Annotated in this window: 20 protein-coding genes; 12 read left to right on the forward strand and 8 right to left on the reverse strand. The window is 74.1% G+C overall.

Annotation, left to right across the window (positions count from 1 at the left end; translation table 11 throughout):
* Positions 1-42 precede the first annotated feature (42 nt).
* The 4 genes from ASG36_RS12080 to ASG36_RS12095 form a co-directional block, all read right to left on the reverse strand.
* On the reverse strand, positions 43-1,218 hold the full coding sequence (locus tag ASG36_RS12080; RefSeq protein WP_200944449.1) for an ROK family protein: 1,176 nt from the start codon (positions 1,216-1,218) through the stop codon (positions 43-45).
* A gap of 50 nt (positions 1,219-1,268) precedes the next feature.
* A complete protein-coding gene (locus ASG36_RS12085; protein WP_055764049.1) occupies positions 1,269-2,225 on the reverse strand; it encodes a DUF389 domain-containing protein in 957 nt (318 codons plus the stop codon).
* Between the two features lie 26 nt (positions 2,226-2,251).
* Positions 2,252-2,812 carry a hypothetical protein gene (locus ASG36_RS12090; RefSeq protein WP_055764051.1) on the reverse strand — a complete coding sequence of 187 codons (561 nt, stop codon included), beginning with the start codon at positions 2,810-2,812 and terminating at the stop codon, positions 2,252-2,254.
* Between the two features lie 72 nt (positions 2,813-2,884).
* Positions 2,885-5,239 carry a (Fe-S)-binding protein gene (locus ASG36_RS12095; protein ID WP_055764053.1) on the reverse strand — a complete coding sequence of 785 codons (2,355 nt, stop codon included), beginning with the start codon at positions 5,237-5,239 and terminating at the stop codon, positions 2,885-2,887.
* 144 nt (positions 5,240-5,383) lie between these two features.
* On the opposite strand from ASG36_RS12095, the gene ASG36_RS12100 reads away from it, so the two are divergent.
* The 10 genes from ASG36_RS12100 to ASG36_RS12145 all read left to right on the forward strand — a co-directional run bounded on the left by ASG36_RS12100 (position 5,384) and on the right by ASG36_RS12145 (position 16,957).
* The gene (locus tag ASG36_RS12100; protein ID WP_055764055.1) at positions 5,384-6,559 is read left to right on the forward strand and encodes a diguanylate cyclase; all 1,176 of its coding nucleotides are present in this window, start codon (positions 5,384-5,386) and stop codon (positions 6,557-6,559) included.
* A 158-nt stretch (positions 6,560-6,717) separates the two neighbouring features.
* A complete protein-coding gene (gene dnaK, locus ASG36_RS12105) occupies positions 6,718-8,592 on the forward strand; it encodes a molecular chaperone DnaK (RefSeq protein ID WP_055764057.1) in 1,875 nt (624 codons plus the stop codon).
* Positions 8,589-9,296 carry a nucleotide exchange factor GrpE gene (gene grpE / locus ASG36_RS12110; protein ID WP_235494914.1) on the forward strand — a complete coding sequence of 236 codons (708 nt, stop codon included), beginning with the start codon at positions 8,589-8,591 and terminating at the stop codon, positions 9,294-9,296. Before dnaK ends, grpE begins: the two co-directional genes overlap by 4 nt.
* 118 nt (positions 9,297-9,414) lie before the next feature.
* The gene (gene dnaJ / locus ASG36_RS12115; protein ID WP_055764058.1) at positions 9,415-10,647 is read left to right on the forward strand and encodes a molecular chaperone DnaJ; all 1,233 of its coding nucleotides are present in this window, start codon (positions 9,415-9,417) and stop codon (positions 10,645-10,647) included.
* An 85-nt stretch (positions 10,648-10,732) separates the two neighbouring features.
* Entirely contained in the window at positions 10,733-11,092 is a 360-nt protein-coding gene (locus ASG36_RS12120) for a heat shock protein transcriptional repressor HspR (RefSeq protein ID WP_157498814.1), read from the forward strand.
* Positions 11,093-11,148: 56 nt separating this feature from the next.
* The gene (locus tag ASG36_RS12125) at positions 11,149-11,688 is read left to right on the forward strand and encodes a MarR family winged helix-turn-helix transcriptional regulator (protein ID WP_082523136.1); all 540 of its coding nucleotides are present in this window, start codon (positions 11,149-11,151) and stop codon (positions 11,686-11,688) included.
* Between the two features lie 106 nt (positions 11,689-11,794).
* Positions 11,795-12,271, forward strand: a complete 477-nt coding sequence (locus ASG36_RS12130; protein ID WP_055764060.1) for a MarR family winged helix-turn-helix transcriptional regulator — start codon at positions 11,795-11,797, stop codon at positions 12,269-12,271.
* Positions 12,272-12,336: 65 nt separating this feature from the next.
* Complete coding sequence (locus ASG36_RS12135; RefSeq protein ID WP_082523039.1) at positions 12,337-14,094, forward strand: MFS transporter; 1,758 nt, start codon at positions 12,337-12,339, stop codon at positions 14,092-14,094.
* Positions 14,095-14,216: 122 nt separating this feature from the next.
* Entirely contained in the window at positions 14,217-15,749 is a 1,533-nt protein-coding gene (locus ASG36_RS12140; protein ID WP_200944450.1) for an SLC13 family permease, read from the forward strand.
* 32 nt (positions 15,750-15,781) lie between these two features.
* Positions 15,782-16,957: a glycerate kinase gene (locus ASG36_RS12145; protein ID WP_082523040.1), complete on the forward strand. Its 1,176-nt coding sequence runs from the start codon at positions 15,782-15,784 to the stop codon at positions 16,955-16,957.
* Here ASG36_RS12145 and ASG36_RS12150 read toward each other — a convergent pair.
* Positions 16,954-17,898, reverse strand: a complete 945-nt coding sequence (locus ASG36_RS12150) for a tripartite tricarboxylate transporter substrate binding protein (protein ID WP_055764062.1) — start codon at positions 17,896-17,898, stop codon at positions 16,954-16,956. The two genes, ASG36_RS12145 and ASG36_RS12150, sit on opposite strands and share 4 nt — an antisense overlap.
* Positions 17,899-17,942: 44 nt before the next feature.
* On the opposite strand from ASG36_RS12150, the gene ASG36_RS12155 reads away from it, so the two are divergent.
* Together ASG36_RS12155 and ASG36_RS12160 are read left to right on the forward strand one after the other, a co-directional pair.
* Positions 17,943-19,565, forward strand: a complete 1,623-nt coding sequence (locus tag ASG36_RS12155) for an ATP-binding protein (protein WP_055764064.1) — start codon at positions 17,943-17,945, stop codon at positions 19,563-19,565.
* Positions 19,562-20,242 (forward strand): response regulator, encoded by a 681-nt coding sequence (locus ASG36_RS12160; RefSeq protein ID WP_082523041.1) that lies wholly within the window; start codon positions 19,562-19,564, stop codon positions 20,240-20,242. Before ASG36_RS12155 ends, ASG36_RS12160 begins: the two co-directional genes overlap by 4 nt.
* Positions 20,243-20,246: 4 nt before the next feature.
* Here ASG36_RS12160 and ASG36_RS12165 read toward each other — a convergent pair whose 3' ends face one another.
* The 3 genes from ASG36_RS12165 to ASG36_RS12175 all read right to left on the reverse strand — a co-directional run bounded on the left by ASG36_RS12165 (position 20,247) and on the right by ASG36_RS12175 (position 21,622).
* On the reverse strand, positions 20,247-20,537 hold the full coding sequence (locus ASG36_RS12165) for a hypothetical protein (protein ID WP_055764066.1): 291 nt from the start codon (positions 20,535-20,537) through the stop codon (positions 20,247-20,249).
* 117 nt (positions 20,538-20,654) lie between these two features.
* Positions 20,655-21,098: an OsmC family protein gene (locus ASG36_RS12170; RefSeq protein WP_055764068.1), complete on the reverse strand. Its 444-nt coding sequence runs from the start codon at positions 21,096-21,098 to the stop codon at positions 20,655-20,657.
* A 62-nt stretch (positions 21,099-21,160) separates the two neighbouring features.
* Positions 21,161-21,622: a MarR family winged helix-turn-helix transcriptional regulator gene (locus ASG36_RS12175; protein ID WP_055764070.1), complete on the reverse strand. Its 462-nt coding sequence runs from the start codon at positions 21,620-21,622 to the stop codon at positions 21,161-21,163.
* Between the last annotated feature and the right edge of the window lie 162 nt (positions 21,623-21,784).

The following is a 21,784-nucleotide window of genomic DNA, read 5'->3' on the forward strand; positions in this document are numbered from 1 at the left end:
CAGCTCGGGCGTCGTTACCGAAACGACACCGACTCCTGGGTTTCAGGAGGTGGCGGCGTCCAGCACGTCGCGGACCGAGTCCTCGTCCAGCCAGCCCTCGATGGCCATCAGCGCGGCCCCGACCCGCCCGGACATCTCCGGTGCCTGGCTGACGCTGATGTCCAGCGTGCGCGCGGCCAGCGGCATCGACCGGCCGTAGACGGCCTCCCGGATGCCGGCCAGCAGCGGGAGCCCGGCCTGGGCCACGCCGCCGGTGACCACGATCCGGTGCGGGTTGAAGAAGTTGACCAGGGCGGCCAGCACCGTGCCGATCGTCCGGCCGGTGCCGCGCACCAGTTCCAGCGCGGGACCGTCCCCGTGCCGGGCGAGCTCGACGACGTCCCGGGTGGTGGAGACGGCCATCCCCGCAGCCAGCGCGTCCCGCAGCAGCGAGGCGCCGCCGGCCAGGGCCTCCAGGCAGTTCACGTTCCCGCAGCGGCACAGCACCGTGCGACCGTCGGCGACCGGGACGTGGATGTGCCCGATGTCCCCGGCGCTGCCCTGCGCCCCCCGGTACACCCGGCCCTCGACCACGACCCCGCACCCGATGCCGGTGCCCACCTTGACCACGAGGACGTCCTGGTCGGAGCCGCCGACGCCCATCTCGCCCAGCGCCATCACGTTCACGTCGTTGTCCACGAACACCGGGCAGTCGTAGGCGGCGAACGCGTCGGGGATCGGGTGGTCGTGCCAGCCCGGCATGATCGGCGGGTGCGAGGGCCGCCCGGTGGAGAACTCCACCGGACCGGGCACGCCCACCCCCACCGCGCGGACGTCGTCCGGACCCAGCCCGGCCTCGGCCAGCGCGGCCCGGCACAGGCGGTCGACCTCGGCGAGCACCGGGCCCGGTCCGTCGGAGATGTCGATCGGGTGCCCCAGGGTGGCGCGCACCCGGGCGGACAGGTCGGTGACCGCGACGTCGACGCTGGTCACCCCGAGGTCGACGGCCAGCACGCAGCCGGCCCCGCTGTTGAACTCCAGGATCGTGGGGGGCCGGCCCCCGGTGCTCCAGCCGCGGCCGACCTCGGCGAGCAGGTTCGCCGCGATCAGCTGGTCCACCCGGCCGCTGACGGTGTTGCGGGCGGCCCCGGTCAGCGCCACCAGCTCGGCGCGGCTGCGGGCCCGGCCGGTGCGCACGTGGTGCAACAACGCCCCGGGCGAGGCTGACGAGTGCGCCACGCGGGCCATCGTGGCACGTCCAGGCCGTGAGCCCGTGTCGGCGGCCCCCGTCAGAGGGGGTCGCGCACCAGCCGCGGCACCGCGCGCGGCACCCGGCGCCACACCGCCTTGAGCACCAGCAGGGTGAGGACCGCGGCCAGCAGGATGCCGACCACGTTGATGCCCAGCTGCAGCACCGAGCGGCCGGCGTCGGCCCAGTCGCCGAACGCCACGCCGAGGCTGAAGGCCGCCACCGCCGGCACGGTGGTGACCGAGATGAACACCCCGACCAGGCTGGCGGACTTCGAGCTGGTCAGGGCCAGCATCCCGGCCACCCCGGCGATGAACGCGACGGGGAACGACCAGCGGTCGGGTCGGGTGATGAACCCGGTGGCCGGGCGCTCGGCGAGCAGGTCGCCGACGTCGGCCCAGCCCAGCCCGCGCAGCGCCAGGCAGAACCCGATGGTGAGCACGGTGGCGATCGCGAAGCCCACGGTCAGCGAGCGGACCGAGTGCCGGATGACCGCCCGGTGCCGGTGCACCAGGCCCAGCGCGATGCCGGCCAGCGGGCTGAACTCCGGGCCCATCACCATGCCGCCGATCAGCAGCACCGCCGAGTCGGTGACGATCGCCAGCGCGGCCAGCAGCGTGGCGATGGTCAGGAAGGCGCAGAAGGTCAGGGTGAGGCGGGACTCCTCGTCGGCGGTCTGCACGACCTGGTCCCAGACCACGGCGTCGGCACCGTCGCCGGGGGCGTCCCGGACCGACCGGTCGGTGGTCTCGGACAGCGAGGTGTCGATCGACTCGATCGCGATGCCGCCGTCGCGCTCCACGCCGTGTCGCTGCAGCTCGTCGACCAGCTCGTCCACCGACTCCCGGGCCACGTCGCACATCACCAGGTCGCCGTCAGGACGGCGGACGACGCCGGGCAGGTGCACCAGGTGGGTCACCCCCACGTGGGCGCCGAGGACGGCGAGGACCGCACCGCACCGCTCGGCGGGCACGGTGAGGCGCAGGTGGAGGAGCACGGGGAGTGTTGTACCCCGTCAGTTCCTCAGCGGGTCCCCGACACCTGGACGGTGACCCGGGCGACGGTCGTCGTCGTCCCGTCGGCCGCCAGCTCGAGGAGCGCGAGGTCGTGCGGGCCGTCGCCGGCCGGTGCGGCCAGCGCCAGGCTGGGGGACAGGCACTGCGCCAGCTCCAGGGACGGGCCGGCGTCGGTCTCGGTGTAGGAGACCGTGGACCCTGCGTCCCCGCGCACCGGCTCGCCGTCGACGGTGACCACGTAGGCGGTGTCGTCGGCGCCGGTGAGCCGGTAGTAGAAGGTCTGCCCCGCGGTGAGCTCGCTGGAGGACACCCCGATGGCCGGGGCGTCGCAGGACGCGGTCAGCGGCACCTCGTCCTCGCCGCGGGCGCCGGCGAACCCGAGCACCGCCAGCACCACGACGGCCACGGCCAGCCAGGCCCAGTGGTTGCCCCGCCGGATCGTCGGCCGGTCGTCGGCGAGCACCCGCTCGTCGTTGACGTCGCGGGCGTAGTGCATCGCCGACCGCCGGTTGCCGGCGGCCAGCTCGGGGTCCTCGCGCCCGCGCACCCCGCCGAAGATGAAGCTCACGGCCCCAGTGTCCCCCGGACGCACGAGGACCCCGGGAGCGTGTGCTCCCGGGGCCCCGTCGTGCTGCGACTGCTACTCGGCCGGGGCCGAGCCCGGGCCGGACTGGCCCTGCTGGGTCTCGCCGTGCTCGGTGCCCTGCGGGGCGGTGCCCCGGTCGCCGGGGCCCTCGGACCCCGGGGTGGGCCCGGACTCCGCACCCGCGGCGGCCGCGCCGACCGGGGCCATCGCGCGCAGCAGGATCTGGCTGACGTCGAGGACCTCGACGTGCTCGGCCGCCTCGCCCTTCTCCTTCTTGCTGTTCACCGCGTCGCTGAGCATCGTGATGCAGAACGGGCAGGCGGTGGAGATGACGTCGGGCTCGAGCTCGAGGGCCTCCTCGGTGCGGTTCATGTTGATCCGCGAGCCGATCTTCTCCTCCATCCACATGCGGGCACCGCCGGCCCCGCAGCAGAAGCCGCGGTCCTTGCAACGGTGCATCTCCTGGGTGCGCAGGCCCTGCACGCTGTCCAGGATCTCCCGCGGCGGGGTGTAGACCTTGTTGTGCCGGCCCAGGAAGCAGGGGTCGTGGTAGGTCACCTTGCGGTCGATCGGGGTGACCGGCACGAGCCGGCCCTCCTCGACGAGCTGGCCCAGCAGCTGGGTGTGGTGCACGACGTCGTAGTCGCCGCCGAGCTGCGGGTACTCCTTGTTGATCGAGTTGAAGCAGTGCGGGCAGGTCGCCACGATCTTGCGCCGGCCCTCGCTGCGGCCCTCGAAGACGGTGTTCAGCGTCTCGACGTTCTCCGCGGCCAGCTGCTGGAAGACGAACTCGTTGCCCATCCGGCGGGCCGGGTCACCGGTGCAGGTCTCGCCCGAGCCCAGCACGGCGAACTCCACGCCCGCGGTGTGCAGCAGCTCGGCGACGGCCTTGGTGACCTTCTTGGCCCGGTCGTCGATGGCCCCGGCGCAGCCGACCCAGAACAGGTACTCGACGTCGTCGTCGATCGCCCCGTCGACCTGACGGACCTCGAAGTCCACGTCCTTCATCCACTCGTCCCGGGTGGACGGGCTGACGCCCCACGGGTTGCCGCGGTTCTCCAGGTTGCGCAGCATCACGCCGGCCTCGGAGGGGAAGCTGGACTCGATCAGGGTCTGGTAGCGCCGCATGTCCATGATGTGGTCGACGTGCTCGATGTCGACCGGGCACTGCTCGACGCAGGCACCGCAGCTGGTGCAGCTCCAGAGGACGTCGGGGTCGATGACCCCGCCTTCCTCCAGCGTGCCCACCAGCGGCCGCTCGGCCTGGGCGTCGTTGGTGCCCTCGATCCGGGCGAAGCCGGAGTACCAGGTCTGCTCGGCCGACGGGGCCTCGGGCGTCATCGTGGACTCGCCGCCGTCGGACTCGCCCTTGCCGTCGCCGACCGTGCGCGCGCCGACCAGGTAGGGGGCCTTGGCGTAGAGGTGGTCCCGCAGGTCCATCACCAGCATCTTCGGCGACAGCGGCTTGCCGGTGTTCCAGGCCGGGCACTGGCTCTGGCACCGCCCGCACTCGGTGCAGGTGGTGAAGTCCAGCATCCCCTTCCAGGTGAAGTCCTCGATCTTGCCGCGGCCGAAGGTGGCGTCCTCGTCGGGGTCCTCGAAGTCGATCGGCACCCCGCCGGAGGTCATCGGCTGCAGGGCGCCCAGGGCGACCGCGCCGTCGTCCTCGCGCTTGAAGTAGATGTTGAAGAACGCGCTGAACCGGTGCCAGGCCACGCCCATCGTCAGGTTGCGGGCGATCACGATCAGCCAGACGAGGCTGACCACGATCTTGACGAAGGCGATGACGCTGACCAGGTCGGCGTTGTCCGGGAAGAGGTTCGACAGTGCGGAGCTGACCGGGTGCGACCAGCCGGGGGCGTCGTCGATGCCCGAGGCGATCTTGGCGGCGCGGATCGACAGGATGCAGATGCCGATGACCAGGACGACGGCCTCGACGAAGTAGCCCCGGCCCTCGTTGGACCCGGTGAAGCGGCCGTTGCGGCCGGTGCGGCGCGGGTGGTCCTTCTGCCGGATCACGATCAGCACCAGGATGCCGAGCACGGTGCCCAGGCCGATCACGTCGACGAACAGGTTCCACACGCCCCAGTTCCCGATGAGCGGGAGGTGGAACGTGGGGGAGAAGACCTCGCCGAAGGCCTCGACCAGGGTGAGGAACAGCCCGTAGAAGCCGACCATCACGAACCAGTGCGCCGCACCGATCGTGGACCACTTGAGCATCCGGGTGTGGCCCAGGGACTCCACGGCGAGGTTCTTCAACCGGGGGCCCACGGGGCCGAACCGGGTGCCGTCGGGCTGACCGGTCTTGATGACCGCCAGCATCTTCCGCACGGCCTGCGTCGCGAGCACCACCGCGACGACGAGGAGCAGCACGCACAACGTGCCCAGGACGATCTGCAACGGGCCCACGAGAATCCCTCTCCCCGTGCGTCGAGCGACCACGGTGACTCCCGTCGCACGATAGCCGAGGGCACCGACGGTCCGTACTGGCCAGTAGTCCACACCGGCGTTGACCGCCCGGCACCCCCGCCCGGGGGTCGGGGACGTTGCCGGGTGTCGGACCCGCGTGTCAGCCTGTCGCCGCCGTCGGAGTCGCTGGCCCCAGCGACCGCGGCCGGCCAGGGGTGGGTGACCGTGCAGGGAGAGGTGCGTCGCCGGGTCTACCTGGCCATCGCGGTCGTGGGTCTGGTCGGGTGCGCCTGGCAGGTGGGCACCGGGGCGGGCACGACCGTCGAGACCCGGTTCAGCTTCCCGCTGCTGGCGGTCTTCCTGCTCTCCGCCGTGGCGGTCCTGCTCTTCCGCCCCGCGCGCATCCGCTACGTCGAGCTGGGCGGCTACCTGACCGTCGCGGTGGTCTGGCTGACCACGATGGCCGTCCAGCTGGGCACGATCGCCGACGACGACGCGGCCTACGCCTCCCTCTACCCGGGGGTCTTCGCCAACCTGTGCCTGCTCATCCTGCTGGCCTACCTGTGGTTCGACACCCGCTGGGCGCTGCCGGCCTCGCTGATCGGACCGGTCGCGGCCCTGGTGATCGGACTGGTCCGGTTCCTCCCGTCGCAGAGCTCGCGCGACCTCGCCGCGGAGTTCGTCGGCGCGCTGGGCTACGTGGTGGTGCTGTCGATGCTGGCCTTCCTCATGGCCCGCAGCAAGGAGGCCCTCGCCGTCACCCGGGCCGAGGCGGCCCGACTGCGCGAGCTCGCCGACACCGACGTGCTCACCGGCCTGCCCAACCGACGCAGCCTGGTCGACCGGCTGCAGCTGGCGGTGCACGGCCGCCGCGACGACGGACCGACCGTGGTGGTGCTGTTCGACCTCGACAGGTTCAAGGCGGTCAACGACCGGTACGGCCACGACGTCGGGGACCTGGTGCTCCAGGAGGTCGCCGTGGTCGCCGCCGCCGCGCTGCGGCCCGACGCCGTCGTCGGTCGGTGGGGCGGGGAGGAGTTCCTGGTCCTGGTCCCGCGGGCCGACCTCGCCGCGGGGTCGGCGATCGCCGAGCGGCTGCGCGCGGACATCGCCGCCCACGCCTTCCCGGGCGGGCTGTCGATGACGGCCAGCTTCGGGGTCAGCGTGGTCACCGACGCCGACTCGGTCGAGGCGGTCGTGCTGCGCGCCGACCGGCTGCTCTACGTGGCCAAGGAGAACGGGCGGGACGCCGTGGTGAGCCGCCTCCCGGTGCCCCGGGCCGGCGCGGACGACCTGTCCGACCCCTCACCGGCCCGCTGACCTCCCCGGGAACACCGCACGGGGGTCTGCCGTTAGGGTGGGCAGGAAAGTTGAGCGGCCTCGGCGCAAGGCGTGTGTACGACACCGCCGGCCCGGGCACGTGACACCCACCGGACCCGCACCACACCTGACACCGCACGAGAAGGGCCAAGACACCCATGGCACGAGCAGTCGGCATCGACCTCGGCACCACCAACTCCGTCGTCGCCGTCCTCGAGGGTGGCGAGCCGACGGTCATCGCCAACTCCGAGGGCTCCCGCACGACCCCCTCGGTCGTGGCCTTCGCCAAGAACGGCGAGGTCCTCACCGGGCAGTCGGCGAAGAACCAGGCGGTCACCAACGTCGACCGCACCATCCGCAGCGTCAAGCGCGAGATGGGCACGACCTGGAAGACCGACGCGATCGACGGCAAGCAGTACACCCCGCAGGAGATCAGCGCCCGGGTGCTGCAGAAGCTCAAGCGCGACGCCGAGACCTACCTGGGCGAGCCGGTGACCGACGCGGTCATCACCGTCCCGGCCTACTTCGAGGACGCCCAGCGCCAGGCCACCAAGGAGGCCGGTGAGATCGCCGGCCTCAACGTCCTGCGCATCGTCAACGAGCCCACCGCGGCCGCGCTGGCCTACGGCCTGGACAAGGGCGAGACCGAGCAGACCATCCTGGTGTTCGACCTCGGTGGTGGCACGTTCGACGTCAGCCTGCTGGAGATCGGCGACGGCGTCATCGAGGTCAAGGCCACCGCCGGCGACAACCGCCTCGGTGGCGACGACTGGGACCAGAAGGTCATGGACCACCTGGTCAAGACCTTCAACGCCGCCAACGGCATCGACCTGTCCAAGGACAAGCTGGCCATGCAGCGCCTGCGCGAGGCCGCCGAGAAGGCCAAGATCGAGCTGTCGGGCGCGCAGTCGACCAACGTCAACCTGCCCTACATCACCGCCGGCGCCGACGGCCCGCTCCACCTGGACGTCACGCTCACCCGCGCGGAGTTCCAGCGGCTGACCCAGGACCTGTTGGACCGGGCCAAGGCCCCGTTCAACCAGGCCGTGCGTGACGCCGGGATCCCGGTCAGCGCGATCGACCACGTCGTCCTCGTGGGTGGCTCCACCCGGATGCCGGCCGTCTCGGACCTGGTCCGCGAGCTCACCGGGGGCAAGGAGCCCAACAAGGGCGTCAACCCCGACGAGGTCGTCGCCGTCGGTGCCGCACTGCAGGCCGGTGTGCTCCGCGGCGAGGTCAAGGACGTGCTGCTCCTCGACGTCACCCCGCTGTCCCTGGGCATCGAGACCAAGGGCGGGATCATGACCAAGCTCATCGAGCGCAACACCACGATCCCGACCAAGCGCTCGGAGATCTTCACGACCGCCGACGACAACCAGCCCTCGGTGCAGATCCAGGTCTTCCAGGGCGAGCGCGAGATGGCCGCCTACAACAAGAAGCTCGGCATGTTCGAGCTGACCGGTCTTCCCCCGGCGCCCCGCGGTGTCCCGCAGGTCGAGGTCGCCTTCGACATCGACGCCAACGGCATCGTCCACGTCCACGCCAAGGACCTGGGCACCGGCAAGGAGCAGTCGATGACCATCACCGGTGGCTCGGCCCTGCCCAAGGACGACATCGCCCGGATGATGGCCGACGCCGAGGCCCACGCCGAGGAGGACAAGAAGCGCCGCGACGAGGCCGAGACCCGCAACCTGGCCGAGTCCCTCCAGTACCAGACCGAGAAGTTCCTGGCGGAGAACGGCGACAAGATCCCCGAGGACAAGAAGGAGGAGCTCGGTGCGGCACTGACCGACCTGCGCTCCGCCCTCGGTGGCTCCGACCACCAGGCGATCAAGTCCGCCCAGGAGAACGTCGCCCGCATCTCCCAGGAGGTCGGTGGCGCGCTCTACGCCCAGCAGGCGGAGAACGCCGCCGCCGAGGGCCAGCCCGGCGCTGCCGGTGCGGCCGGCGCGACCGGCGGCTCGGACTCGACCCCGGCCGACGACGACGTCGTCGACGCCGAGATCGTGGACGAGGACACCGACAAGAAGTGACCGACCAGGCCGGGGTGCCGGTCGACGCGTCCGAGCAGGACGCGTCGGCCGGCACCCCCGGACCCGTCGCCGGGTCACCAGCAGGGCAGGCACCACCGGCCACCCCAGGGGAGCAGATGAGCGAGCAGACCGGATCGACCCCCGAGGTCGACCAGCCCGATGCCACCACCGGCGAGGCGGTGAGCGGCGAGGTCACCGATCTCCCGTCCACCGAGGAGCCGCAGGACGAGACCGCCCGGCAGCTGGCCGAGCGGACCGAGGACCTGCAGCGCGTCAGCGCGGAGTACGCGAACTACCGGCGGCGGGTCGACCGCGACCGGGTCGTGGTCGTCGACCAGGCCGCCGAGCGGTTCGCCGGCCAGCTGATCCCGGTCGTCGACGACATCGAGCGGGCCCGCGAGCACGGCGACCTCACCGGCGCCTTCAAGGTCGTGGCTGACCGGGTCCTCGGCCTCCTCGATGGGCTCGGGGTGACCACCTTCGGCACCCCGGGCGACCCGTTCGACCCGGCCCTGCACGAGGCGGTCCTGCACGACACCTCCCCCGACGTCGCGGTCCCCACCGCGACCACGGTGCTGCGCCCGGGCTTCCGGCGCGGTGAGCGGGTGCTGCGCACGGCGATGGTCGGGGTCTCCGACCCCGATAGCCCCGCCGCAGCGGCCCCGACGGCCGAGCCGGAGCAGGGCGAGCAGCCCACCGGCTGAGCCCGCCCCCGGTGTCCGGGACGGCCTCGCGCCGTCCCGGACACCCACCGGTGCAGACGCACCGGCACCAGACACCGCCCGCCGCGCGCGGGCAGACCGAGCAGGAGGGGGGCGCCCGATGAGCACCCGGGACTTCATCGAGAAGGACTACTACGCCGCGCTGGGCGTCGCCAAGGACGCCGATCCGGCCGCGATCAAGAAGGCCTACCGGGCGCTGGCCCGCGACCTCCACCCGGACAAGAACCCGGGCAACGACGCCGCCGAGGCCCGGTTCAAGGAGGTCTCCGAGGCCTACGACGTGCTCTCGGACCCCACCCGCCGCAGCGAGTACGACGAGGCGCGCCGGTTGTTCGGCTCCGGCGGCTTCCGCGCCGGGGGCGGATCCGGCGGCGGCTTCTCCGGCTCCGGGTTCCCCGGGGCCGGCCAGGGCGGTCAGGCCTTCGACCTCGGTGACCTGTTCGGTCAGGCCGGCGGCTCCCGTGGGAACGCCGGCGGGGCCGGCGGGCTCGGCGACATCTTCGGCGGGCTGTTCGGCGGTGGCGGGGCCCCCGGTGGCACCCGCAGCCGGCAGCAGGCCGCGTCCGGACCCGCGCGCGGGCAGGACGTGGAGACCGAGGCGACGCTGGCCTTCGACGAGGCCGTGCTCGGGGTGACCGTCCCGCTGCGGATGCAGAGCCCGGGCTCCTGTCCGACCTGTCACGGTTCCGGCGCCAAGCCCGGCACCAGCCCGCACGCCTGCCCGGTGTGCCACGGGGCCGGTGTCACCAGTCGCAGCCAGGGCGCGTTCGCCTTCTCCGAGCCCTGCCGGCAGTGCCGGGGCAGCGGCTCGGTCGTCGACGACCCGTGCAGCACCTGCAAGGGCAGCGGGATCACCGACCAGACCCGCACCATCACCGTCCGGATCCCCGCCGGGGTGAAGGACGGACAGCGCATCCGGCTGGCCGGCAAGGGCGCCCCCGGCCGTCGTGGCGGCCCGGCCGGCGACCTGTTCGTCGTCGTGCACGTCAGCGGCAGCGACCTCTTCGGGCGCAAGGGCAACGACCTCACCCTCGAGGTGCCGGTCACCTTCGCCGAGGCGACGCTCGGCACCACCCTCACCGTGCCGACCCTGGACACCAACGTGTCGTTGCGGGTCCCCCCGGGCACCGCGAGCGGCCGCACCTTCCGGGTGCGCGGTCGCGGCGTGCAGACCAAGGGCGTGGCCGGTGACCTGCTGGTCACCGTCGTCGTCACCGTGCCCGACACGCTCAGCCCGGCGGCCCGGGAGGCCGTCGAGGCCCTGGCCACCGAGCTCCACGAGGACCCCCGCCCGCACGTGACCGCGGCGGTCCGGGGTGGGAGCGGGTCGTGAGCGGGTGGGTCCGGTGAGCGACCCGCGCCCGGTCGCCGAGGACGCCCCGGTCTTCGTGATCTCCGTCGCGGCGGAGCTCGCCGGCATGCACGCCCAGACCCTGCGCCAGTACGACCGCCTCGGGCTGGTCCGGCCCGGCCGCACCCCCGGGGGCGGCCGCCGGTACAGCCCGCGCGACGTCGCCCTGCTGCGCGAGGTCCAGCGGTTGAGCCAGGAGGACGGCGTCAACCTGGCCGGCATCAAGCGGATCATCGAGCTGGAGTCCCAGGTGGAGGCCCTGCAGCTCCGGGTGCACGAGCTGCTCGCCGAGCTCGACGGCGCCCAGCGCCGGGCGATGGCGGCGGAGTCCGCGGTCCGCTCCGGTTTCCGGCCCGACCTGGGTCACCCCGACCCCGGGACGGCGCTCGTGGTCTGGCGGCCGCGCGGCCCGCGGGGCAGCCGGTGACCGGGCCCGAGCGGCCGGCCGGGAACGGATCGGAGGGCGTGTACGTGGAGGACGACATGACCGTGACCGAGCAGCTCTCGTCCCCGGCCACCCAGGACGGGGCCCTCGACGCCCGTCCCGGGGACGACCTGGACGCGCACGGGGCCCACGTGAAGCTCGAACGCGAGGTGGCCCTGCTGCTGCGCCGGGCCCGGGCGATCCAGGGCCGCCTGGCCGGGGAGCTCGCCAGCGGGCTCGACGGCGCGGCCTACGGGCTGCTCGTGCTGCTCGACGACGCCGGCCCGCTGCGGGCCAGTGACGTCGTCGCCCGCCTCGGCCTGGACAAGAGCACGGTCAGCCGGCAGGTCGCCTCCCTGGTCGACGCCGGCCTGGTCGACCGGGCCGCCGACCCCGACGACGGGCGCGCCCAGGTGCTGAGCACGTCGGTCGAGGGGCACCGCCGGCTGTCCGAGATCCGGGACGCCCGGCGCGCCCGCTGGGAGGCCGACCTGCAGGAGTGGCCGACCCGCGACGTCTCCACCCTGGCCGAGCTGCTGGGCCGGCTGAACCGGCTGGGCGAGGCCCGCGAGGCCCAGGTCCGCGCCGCCCAGGACTGACCTCCCGGGTCCACCTCCGCCCTGGTGGGCGGGTTCACAGCCCACTCCTGTTGCAGACAGCAACCATCTGACCGAGGATGGTTGAGGTCTACAACAGGAGGCGACCGTGCGGATCACCCGTGACACCACCGACCGGCTCACCGTCGGCATCGGTCAGCTGCTCCGGGTCGGCCGTCAGCTCTCCCACCGCGCCGCGCACGAGCTCTACGGCGACCTGCCCTCCTACGGCTGGGCCGTGCTCGTGCCGCTGGAGTCCGGTGGCGAGCAGCGTCTGAGTGCCCTGGCCCTCCAGCTCGGGGTCGACGGCTCGGTGGCCAGCCGTCAGGTCGCCGTCCTCGAGCGCTCGGGCCTGATCACCCGCCGTCCCGACCCGCAGGACGGCCGCGCCAGCCTGCTCGGGCTGTCCGAGGCCGGCCGCGCCGTGCTCGCCCACACCCGCCAGGTCCGCAGCGAGTGGGCCGTGGCCGCCCTGGCCGACTGGACCGACGACGAGGCCGAGCTGCTGGGCCGGCTCATCGAACGGCTCAGCGCCGACCTGGCCGCCGCCGGCGTCGACCGCGCCCTGCACCCCGTCCCCGGCTGACCGGGCCCCCCACCCGGCCCCCAGCCCGCCCCACCGCGACACCGAAGCGCACCAGGAGAACCAGCATGGCCAGCACCACCACCGAGCGGTCCGACGCCCGGTCAGCACCGGCCGCCACCGCCCCGGTCGAACAGCAGGGCCGGATGACCCACCGGCAGATCCTCGAGGCGCTGTCCGGGCTGCTGCTCGCGCTCTTCGTGGCGTTCCTGTCCTCGACCGTGGTCTCGAACGCCCTGCCCACGATCATCACCGACCTGCGCGGCAGCCAGAGCCAGTACACCTGGGTGGTCACCGCCACCCTGCTGGCCAGCACCGCGTCCACCCCGATCTGGGGCAAGCTCGCCGACCTGATGAGCAAGAAGCTGCTCATCCAGATCGCGATCGTGGTCTTCGTGGTCGGCTCGATGCTGGCCGGGCTCGCCCAGTCGGTGCCCACGCTGATCGGCTGGCGGGTGCTGCAGGGCCTGGGCCTGGGTGGCCTGCAGGCGCTGGTGCAGATCGCGATGGCGGCCATGATCAGCCCCCGTGAGCGCGGTCGGTACTCCGGCCTGCTGGGTGGCGTGATGGCCGTGGCGACCGTCGGCGGCCCGCTCATCGGTGGCCTGCTGGTCGACACGAGCTGGTTGGGCTGGCGCTGGTGCTTCTTCGTCGGCGTCCCCTTCGCCGTCGTCGCCCTGGTGCTGCTGCAGCGCACGCTGCACCTGCCCACGATCAAGCGCGACGTGTCGATCGACTACCTGGGTGCGGCCTTCCTCACCGCGGGTGTCTCCTCGCTGCTCATCTGGGTCACCCTGGCCGGCGACACGTTCGCCTGGATGTCGGTCGAGACGCTGCTGATGGTCGGTGGCGGCCTGCTCGCCGTGGCCGCGTTCATCGTCACCGAGATGCGGGCCAAGGAGCCCATCGTCCCGTTGCGGCTGTTCAGGGACCGCACGACCACCCTGGCCATCATCGCCAGCGTCGCCGTCGGTGTCGCGCTCTTCGGCTCGACGGTCTTCCTCGGCCAGTACCTGCAGATCTCCCGCGGCTACTCGCCCACGGCGGCCGGCCTGCTCACCATCCCGATGGTCGGCGGCCTGCTGGTCTCCTCCACCGCGTCCGGGATCCTGATCTCCCGCTACGGGAAGTGGAAGGCCTACCTGGTCAGCGGCTCGGTCCTGGTGGCCACCGGCTTCGGCCTGCTCGCCACCATCGACCACACCACGAACATGGTCGTGCTCGGCGTCTTCCTCGCCGTCCTCGGCCTGGGCATCGGCATGACGATGCAGAACCTGGTGCTGGCCGTGCAGAACACCGTGGCGGCCACCGACCTCGGGGCGGCCAGCTCCGCGGTCGCGTTCTTCCGCAGCCTCGGCGGCACGATCGGCGTCTCGGTGCTGGGTGCGGTGCTCAGCGCCCGGGTCACCAGCCTGATCACCGACGGCCTCCCGGCCGGCGCGGCCGGCCAGGCGGGGTCCGGCGACATCGGCCTCGCGACCCTGACCACCGCCCCGCCCGAGATCCAGGACCTCATCCGGGTCTCCTACGGCGACGCCACCGGCCGGATCTTCCTGATCGCCGCGCTCCTGTCGGTGATCACCGTGGTGGCCGTGGTCTTCATCCACGAGGTGGCCCTGCGCACCGAGAGCGGCGACGAGCGGGTGGCCGGCGAGCAGGCCGGGGCGACCCCGGCCGACAGCACGGCCGCGGTGGACGACCAGCTGGCCGGCCGGCACGCCGTGGCCGGTCCGGACGCCCCCGAGGAGCCGGTGCGGGTCACCGTCTTCACCGGCACCGAGCTGGATCAGGGCGGGCGGCACGAACCGGTCGACGCCCGCCGCTGACCCCACCGCGCAGACACCGCACGAGGCCCGTCCCCACCCGGGGGCGGGCCTCGCGTGCGTCATGAGAGGTCTGCCACCGTCGTCTCACGCCGGTCACCGGGACGACGACCACGGTTCATCCCGTGCCCACCTCCCCGACGCTCCAGCGCGACGACGTCACCCGGCCGCTGCCCACCGCGCCCGGCCGGCGCGACCGGCTCCGGGTGGCCGCACGTGAGCGGGTGCGGGACGCGGTGGCCGGCGCGAGCCGTGGCCGGCTGGCCGGACTGGCCCTGCTGGCCGGGGTGCTGCTCGCCGTGCTCTGCGCCGTCCTGGTCGGGGGGCTGAACCCGGCCGGGGGACTGACGCTGGCGGTCTTCGCCGTCGCCACCTGGGCCTGGGTGGCCACCGACCTCGACGACACCGCCGTCGCGCTGGCCGCGGCCCTGGTGCTCGCGGTGACCGGCGTGCTCCCGGTCGAGGATCTCTTCGGCACCCTGGGTTCCGACGTGGTCTGGCTGCTGGTCGCGGCCTTCGTGGTCGGGGTGGCCGCCGCCGGCTCCGGGCTGGCCGACCGGGCCGCCGGCTGGCTGCTGGCCCGGGCCCGCACGCCGCGCACGCTGTTCCAGCTCACCACCCTCGCCCTGGTGGCCACCACCTTCATGGTGCCCTCGACGTCGGGCCGCGCCGCCCTGGCGCTGCCGGTGTTCCTGGCGCTGGCCCGGGTGCTGGCCGACCGGCCGCAGCTGGTCCGCGGACTGGCCCTGCTCGTGCCGACCGTCGTGCTGCTGTCGGCGGTCGGGTCGCTGCTCGGCGCCGGTGCACACCTGGTCACCAGCGCGGTGCTCACCGAGGCCACCGGGGAGGGCGTGTCGTTCCTGCGCTGGGCGCTGCTCGGCCTGCCGCTGGCGCTGGTCAGCTCGCACACCGCGGCCGAGCTGGTGCTGCGGCAGACCGTGGACCGCGCCGAGCGGCGCACCCCGCTGCACGTGCCGGCCGAGCGGCTGGCCGCCGAGGTCGGCACCCCGCGCAGGCTCCGACCCGAGGAGCGACGGGTGCTGGTGCTGCTGGGCGTCGTCGTCACCCTCTGGTGCACCGAGGCCCTGCACGGGCTGAGCCCGGCCCTGGTCGCGCTCGGTGCCGCCCTCGTGGTGACCGCGCCCGGGGTCACCGGGACGACGCTGTCCGAGGCGCTCGCGCGGGTGCCCTGGTCCCTGCTGCTGTTCCTCGCCGCCACCCTGGCGCTCGGCTCGGCGCTGGTCGACTCCGGCGCGGCGGCCGCGCTGGCCGGGCTGGCCCTCGGCGGGCCGGTCACCGGCTCCCCGGTCGCCTTCCTCGCCGTCGTCGTGGCGGTCAGCACCGCCGCGCACCTCGTCATCGCCTCCCGCACCGCCCGCTCGGCCGTGCTGGTCCCGCTGGTCGTGGCGCTGGCCCCGGTGGCCGGCGTCGACCCGGTCGCCGCCGCGCTGGCCTCGACCGCCGCCGCCGGCTTCTGCCACACGCTGCCCGCCTCGGCCAAGCCGGTCGCGGTCTTCGCCGGCATCGAGGGCGCCCCCACGTACGGACCGCGCGAGCTGCGCCGGCTGTCCGCGGTGCTCGGCCCGCTCACCGCCGTCCTGGTCCTCGTCTTCGCCCTCGTCGTCTGGCCGCTCCTCGGTCTGCCCCACAGCTCCTGACCCCCACCCCTCGACCGAGAGAAGGACCCCTCATGACCCTCACCCGCGTGCTGATCGCCCCCAGCGGCTTCAAGGAGAGCCTGGACACCGGCGAGGTGGCCGCCGCCATCGCCGTCGGCGTCTGCCGGGTGCTGCCGGACGCCGTGATCGACCGGATGCCGCTGGTCGACGGCGGCGAGGGGTCGGCCGCGGCGCTGGCCGCGACCACCGGCGGCTCGGTCGTGCCGGTCGAGGTGACCGGTCCGGTCGGTGACCCCGTGCGGGCGCACGTCGCCGTCCTGGGCGGGGCCGCCACCGGCACGGCGGTCATCGACATGGCCTCGGCCGCGGGGCTGTCCCTGGTCCCGGTCGACCGGCGGGACCCCACCCGCACGACCACCGCCGGGGTGGGCGAGCTGCTGCGGGCGGCACTGGACACCGGGTGCCGGCGGGTCGTGGTCGGCTGCGGGGACTCGGGCACCAGCGACGGCGGGGCCGGCGCGCTGCAGGCCCTGGGCGCCCGGGTGCTCGACGCGCACGGTCGCGAGCTGGGCCGGGGTGCGGCCGCGCTGGCCGACGTCGCCGAGGTCGACCTGTCCGGACTCGACCCGCGACTGTCCGAGGTCGAGCTGGTCGTGGCCGGCAACACCAGCAACGTGCTGACCGGCCCGCACGGGGTGGCCCGGGTGTTCGGACCGCAGAAGGGCGCCACCCCGGCGCAGGTCGAGCTGCTCGCCGCCGGACTCGACCGGTGGGCGGCGGCGCTCTCCCGGGCGTGCGGTCGGGAGCTCGCCGTCGTCCCCGGCGGCGGTGCCTCCGGTGGTCTGGGTGCCGGGCTGATGGCCGTCGGTGCCACCCTGGCCTGCCGGTTCGACGTCTTCCTCGACCGGGCGCTGACCGGGCAGGGCCTCGACGAGCTGATCGCGGCCGCCGACCTGGTGATCACCGCCGAGGGGCAGCTGGACGCCCAGACCCCGCACGGCAAGGTCCCGGCCGAGGTGGCCCGCCGCTGCCGCGCCGCGCAGACCCCGGTCGTGGCGCTGGCCGGCACGCTGGGGGAGGGCTGGGAGGCCGTCTACGCGATGGGGCTGGCCGCGGTGAGCAGCATCGTGCCCGGGCCGATGTCGCTGCAGCGGGCCATGGACGAGGCGGCCGCGCTGGTCGCCGACGCCGCGGAGTCGCTGGTGCGCACCGTGCTGGTCGGGATGGCGGTCCGCGAGGCCGCCTAGCCGCGGTCCAGTGCGTCGTCGACCACCTGCTGCTGCTCGGTGAAGAACTCCGCGGCCGCGGGGCCGGTGAGCAGGGCGTCGGTCCAGGAGTTGGTCGCCAGCGCGGCCCGCCACTGCGGGGAGTCGTGCATCGCCACCACCAGCCCGGTCAGCCGGTCCACCTGCTCGGTGCTCAGCCCCGGCGGGGCGACCAGCCCGCGCCAGTTGGTGAAGACGACGTCGACGCCGAGCTCGGTGAGGGTGGGTGCGTCGACGGTGGGCACCCGCTGCGCCCCGGTCGTCGCCAGTGCCCGCACCTCGCCCGAGGCCAGCAGGTCGGCGAACTCCGCCGTGCTGGACAAGGCGACCTCGACCTGACCGGACAGCAGCGCGGGCACCAGGTCGCCGCCGCCGTCGAAGGCCACGTAGTCCACCCCGTCCTGCGGGACCCCGACCGCGGCGGCCAGCTGGAGGGCGAGCAGGCTGTCCGGCCCGGCCGGTGCCGACCCGCCGCCGACCGGGAACGCCGCCGGGTCGGCCGCCCAGGCGTCGGTCAGCTCGGCGACCGTGTCGTACGGGGCGTCGGCGGTGACCAGGACGGCGGCGGGCTCCTCGATGAGCCGGGCCACCGGGGTGACGTCGGCGACCGTGGTGGTGACGTCGCTGGCCCGGGACGCCGCCAGCAGGCCCAGCCCCATGCTCATCAGCAGGTCCCCGTTGCCGGCCTCCCCGGCCAGCCGGGCCAACCCCACCGCGCCGCCGGCGCCGGGCAGCTGGAAGACCTCCACCCCGGGCGCCAGGCCGGTCTCCTCGAGCACCCGGGCCGCCGTCCGGCCGGTGACGTCGTAGCCACCGCCCACCGTGTTGGGCACCATGACCCGCAGGTCCTCGACCGGTGCCGGCCCCCCGCCGCAGCCGGCGAGCAGCAGTGCGACCGCGACGAGTCCGGCCCGGCTGCGCATCCGCCCATGGTGGGGCACGCCACGGGGCGGGCCATCATGGGCCCGTGAACCGACGTCCCACCTCGCTGGCCGGCCGGCTGCTGGCCTTCCAGCTCGGGTTGGTCGCCGTCGTGGTGCTCGGCGTCGCCGCGGTGTCGGTCGCGCAGAGCCGGTTCACCAGCGAGACCGGTGCCGACCGGCGGGTGCGGGCGGTCGCCGAGTACGCGGCGAGCCTGCCGGTGCTGCGCTACGAGCTGGCCCGGGTGGCCGACGGCGTCCAGCTCGCCCCGGTGGTGGAGGACCTGCGCACCACCAACGCGGTCGACTCGATCGTCGTCACCGACGCCGACGGCACCGTGCTCGCCGCCCCCGACGACCCGCGGCTGCTGCGCACCGTGCTCACCCCCGGCGCCGACGACGGCGCGGTGTCCCTGGGCGCCGGGTGGAGCGGGGGGACGACGCTGGGCGACCGGGACGTCCGGGCCGCCCGCGCCCCGGTGCTGGCCGACGACGGCACGCTGCTGGGCACCGTCGTCGTCGCCCAGGACGACCCCAGCACCGCCGCGCTGCTGGTCACCGCGCTGCCCGACCTGCTCACCTACCTGCTGGTCGCCGGCGTCCTCGGGGTGGCCGGCTCGGTGCTGCTGGCCCGCCGGGTCAAGCGGCAGACCCTCGGCCTGGAGCCGACCGAGATCGCCGCGCTCACCGAGCACCGCGAGGCGATGCTGCACGGCATCCGCGAGGGCGTGCTCGGCCTGGACGCCGACGGGCGCGTGACGCTGGTCAACGAGGCCGCGGTCGAGCTGCTGGACCTGCCCGAGGACTGCGTGGGGGCCCCGTTGGCCGACCACGTCACCGAGCAGCCGCTGCTCGGCCTGCTGACCGGGGCCACCGGCACCCCCGACCCCGACCGGATGGTCGTCCGCAGCGGTCGGCTGCTCGTGCTCACCCGCACCGACCTGCACCGTGCCGGCCGGGTGCTCGGCTCGGTCACGACCCTGCGCGACCACACCGAGCTGGTCGCGCTGCAGCAGCAGCTGGTCGCCAGCCGCGACGTCGGGGACACCCTGCGCGCCCAGACCCACGAGTTCGCCAACCGGCTGCACACCATCTCCGGCCTGGTGCAGCTCGGGCTGCACGACGAGGTGGTCGTCTTCATCGAGGCGCTCGGGCGGGACGGTGCGGTGCTGGACGACGCGGTGACCCGGCGGCTGGCCGACCCGGCGGTCGGCGCCCTGGTGGCGGCGAAGTCCAGCCTGGCCCGGGAGCGCGGCGCGACCGTGGTCGTGACCGACGGCAGCGCGCTGCCCCGGGTCGCCCCCGGCCTGGCCGCCGACCTGGTGACCGTGCTGGGCAACCTGGTGGACAACGCGCTGGACGCCGTCGCCGACCGGCCCGGCGCCCGGGTGCAGGTCGACGTGCGGGTGGCCGACGACGAGGTCGTGGTCCGGGTGGCCGACGACGGCCCGGGTGTGGACGACGCCGTGCTGCACTCGGTGTTCCGCCGCGGGGTGTCGACCAAGCCCGGGGAGGGGCGCGGTCAGGGCCTGGCCCTGGTGCAGCTGGTCGCCGGCCGCCGCGGCGGGGACGTGCGGGTGGACTCCCCGGCCGGCGGGGGAGCGGTGTTCACCGCCCGGCTGCCGGTGGGCGCCGCGGAGCTGGCGTCCTCGACGGTGGGTGCGGCGTGAGCGTGCGGGTGCTCGTGGTCGACGACGACCCGATGGTGGCCGCGGTGAACCGCGGGTTCGTCGGCCGGGTCGACGGGTTCACCGTGGTCGGCGTGGCCGCCACCGGTCAGGACGCGCTGGACCGGGTGGACCTGGGCGGGGTGGACCTGGTGCTGCTCGACGTCCACCTCCCCGACCTGGTCGGCACCGAGGTGCTGCGCCGGCTGCGGGAGTCCAGCCCGGACGTCGACGTCCTCATGGTCACCGCGGCCCGCGAGGTGGACACCGTGCAGGCCGCCGTCCGCGGCGGGGCGGTGTCCTACCTGCTCAAGCCGTTCACCGCCGAGGACCTGCGGGTGCGGCTGCTGCACTACCGGGAGGTGCGCGAGCACCTGTCCTCCGTCGGGGCGGCGGAGCAGTCCGACGTCGACCGGGCATTCACCGGGCCGCGCGAGGCGCAGTTGGCCCGGGGTCTGCCCAAGGGGTTGTCCCGGGAGACCGCCCAGCGGGTGGAGCAGGTGCTGCGGGCGGCGGGGGAGCCGGGGCTGTCGGCCTCGGAGTGCGCCGAGGCGCTGGGGGCCTCCCGGGTCAGCGCCCGGCGCTACCTGGAGCACCACCTGTCGACCGGGCAGGCGGTCGTGCACCTGCGGTACGGCACGACCGGGCGGCCCGAGCGGCGCTACACCTGGCGGACCTGAGGGCTCAGCTGCCGCCGGAGGAGGCGTCGGCGGTGCTCGAGGACGACGGGCCCACGCCGGCGGACGACGAGATGCCGTCGTCGGTGCTGCTGCTCGACCCGGCGGTGGTGGACCCAGTGCCGCTCGACGCGGCGCTGCTCGACTCGGCGGTGGCCGTCGTCCCGGTGTCGGCGAGGGCGACCGTCGCCGCCCCGGTGGCGAGCAGCGCGGCGGTGGCGACGCCGGCGGTGGCCAGCCGCAGCCGCAGCGTGCCGCGCCGACGGGTCTCCAGGAGGTGCTCGGCGGGAGGTGTCATGCCCCCCACGGTGCCGCCGTCCCCCGTGCGCCCGCTGTGCGCGCACCCAGGGTCCGGACAGCACGACGGCCCGCCCCCGGTGCGGGGGCGGGCCGTGGCGTGGCGTGGCGTGGTCGATCAGGACTCGAGCGCGGCGTCCAGGGTGATCTCGACGCCGGTGAGGGCCTTGCTGACCGGGCAGCCGGCCTTGGCGTCCTGGGCGGCCTTGTCGAAGCCGGCGGCGTCGAGGCCGTCGACCTCGCCGCGGACGGTCAGCTTGATGCCGGTGAGCTTGAAGCCGCCGTTGGCGGAGTCCGGGCCCAGGGAGACGTCAGCGGAGACGTCCAGGGACTGCGGGGTGCCGCCGGCCTGGGCGATCAGGGCCGAGAGCTGCATGGCGTAGCAGGACGAGTGGGCCGCGGCGATGAGCTCCTCGGGGGAGGTGGTGCCGCCGGCCTCGTCCGCCGCCCGCTTGGGGAAGGAGACCTCGTAGGTGCCGACCTTCGAGCTGGTGAGCTCGACCTGGCCCGAGCCCTCTTCCAGGGTGCCGTTCCAGGCGGTGCGTGCGGTGCGAGTGGGCATGCTGACTCCTCTGTCGACGAGGGGCCACCGCCTGGTGACCCCGTTCGGTCGTGCACAACCGATCAGCCGCGGAGAGTGTTCCCGTCCTCCGCGACGCGTTCGGTGAGGGCCCGCAGCTCGTCCTTGAGGTGGTCGAACTCGGCCATCTCCAGGCCCAGTGCCCCGATCATCTCGCTCGACACGTCCATCGCCTGGGTCTGCAGGGCGCGACCGGCGTCGGTGAGCAGGATCGAGACCGACCGCTCGTCGTCCACCCGGCGGTGCCGGCTGACCAGCCCGGCGGCGGTCAGCCGCTTGAGCAGGGGCGACAGCGTGCCGGAGTCCAGGGAGAGCCGGGCGCCGAGCTGGCCCACGGTCTGCCCGTCGGTCTCCCAGAGCAGCATCATCACCAGGTACTGGGGATAGGTGAGGCCCATCCGGTCCAGCATCGGGCGGTAGCGCGCGGTCACCGCCCGCGAGGCGGCGTACAGGGCGAAGCAGAGCTGGTCGTCGAGAGCCACGCTCGGCGACGGGGTGTCCGTCATCGGGTCAGCCTAGGTGGTGCCCGACCGGGTTGGGCGGTGCGCGGGCCTGTCGGTTCCGACACGCGACCGGGTCGTGCCCGACTGGACGCGCAGAGTTGAGCGGAACAGACTCAACCCACCGCCCGTTGTCCCGACGAGTCACCCGCGCACCCCACCCGAGAG

This window comes from Geodermatophilus sp. Leaf369, from assembly GCF_001424455.1.
Classification (GTDB): domain Bacteria; phylum Actinomycetota; class Actinomycetes; order Mycobacteriales; family Geodermatophilaceae; genus Klenkia.

What these genes read in the sequence shown, in the direction of transcription:
- dnaK (WP_055764057.1), top strand. Translation starts at nt 6,718, where the DNA reads ATGGCACGAGCAGTCGGCATCGACCTCGGCACCACCAACTCCGTCGTC.
- dnaJ (WP_055764058.1), top strand. Translation starts at nt 9,415, where the DNA reads ATGAGCACCCGGGACTTCATCGAGAAGGACTACTACGCCGCGCTGGGC.
- ASG36_RS12120 (WP_157498814.1), top strand. Translation starts at nt 10,733, where the DNA reads ATGCACGCCCAGACCCTGCGCCAGTACGACCGCCTCGGGCTGGTCCGG.
- ASG36_RS12125 (WP_082523136.1), top strand. Translation starts at nt 11,149, where the DNA reads ATGACCGTGACCGAGCAGCTCTCGTCCCCGGCCACCCAGGACGGGGCC.
- ASG36_RS12135 (WP_082523039.1), top strand. Translation starts at nt 12,337, where the DNA reads ATGGCCAGCACCACCACCGAGCGGTCCGACGCCCGGTCAGCACCGGCC.
- ASG36_RS12145 (WP_082523040.1), top strand. Translation starts at nt 15,782, where the DNA reads ATGACCCTCACCCGCGTGCTGATCGCCCCCAGCGGCTTCAAGGAGAGC.
- ASG36_RS12150 (WP_055764062.1), bottom strand. Translation starts at nt 17,898, where the DNA reads ATGCGCAGCCGGGCCGGACTCGTCGCGGTCGCACTGCTGCTCGCCGGC.
- ASG36_RS12165 (WP_055764066.1), bottom strand. Translation starts at nt 20,537, where the DNA reads ATGACACCTCCCGCCGAGCACCTCCTGGAGACCCGTCGGCGCGGCACG.
- ASG36_RS12170 (WP_055764068.1), bottom strand. Translation starts at nt 21,098, where the DNA reads ATGCCCACTCGCACCGCACGCACCGCCTGGAACGGCACCCTGGAAGAG.
- ASG36_RS12175 (WP_055764070.1), bottom strand. Translation starts at nt 21,622, where the DNA reads ATGACGGACACCCCGTCGCCGAGCGTGGCTCTCGACGACCAGCTCTGC.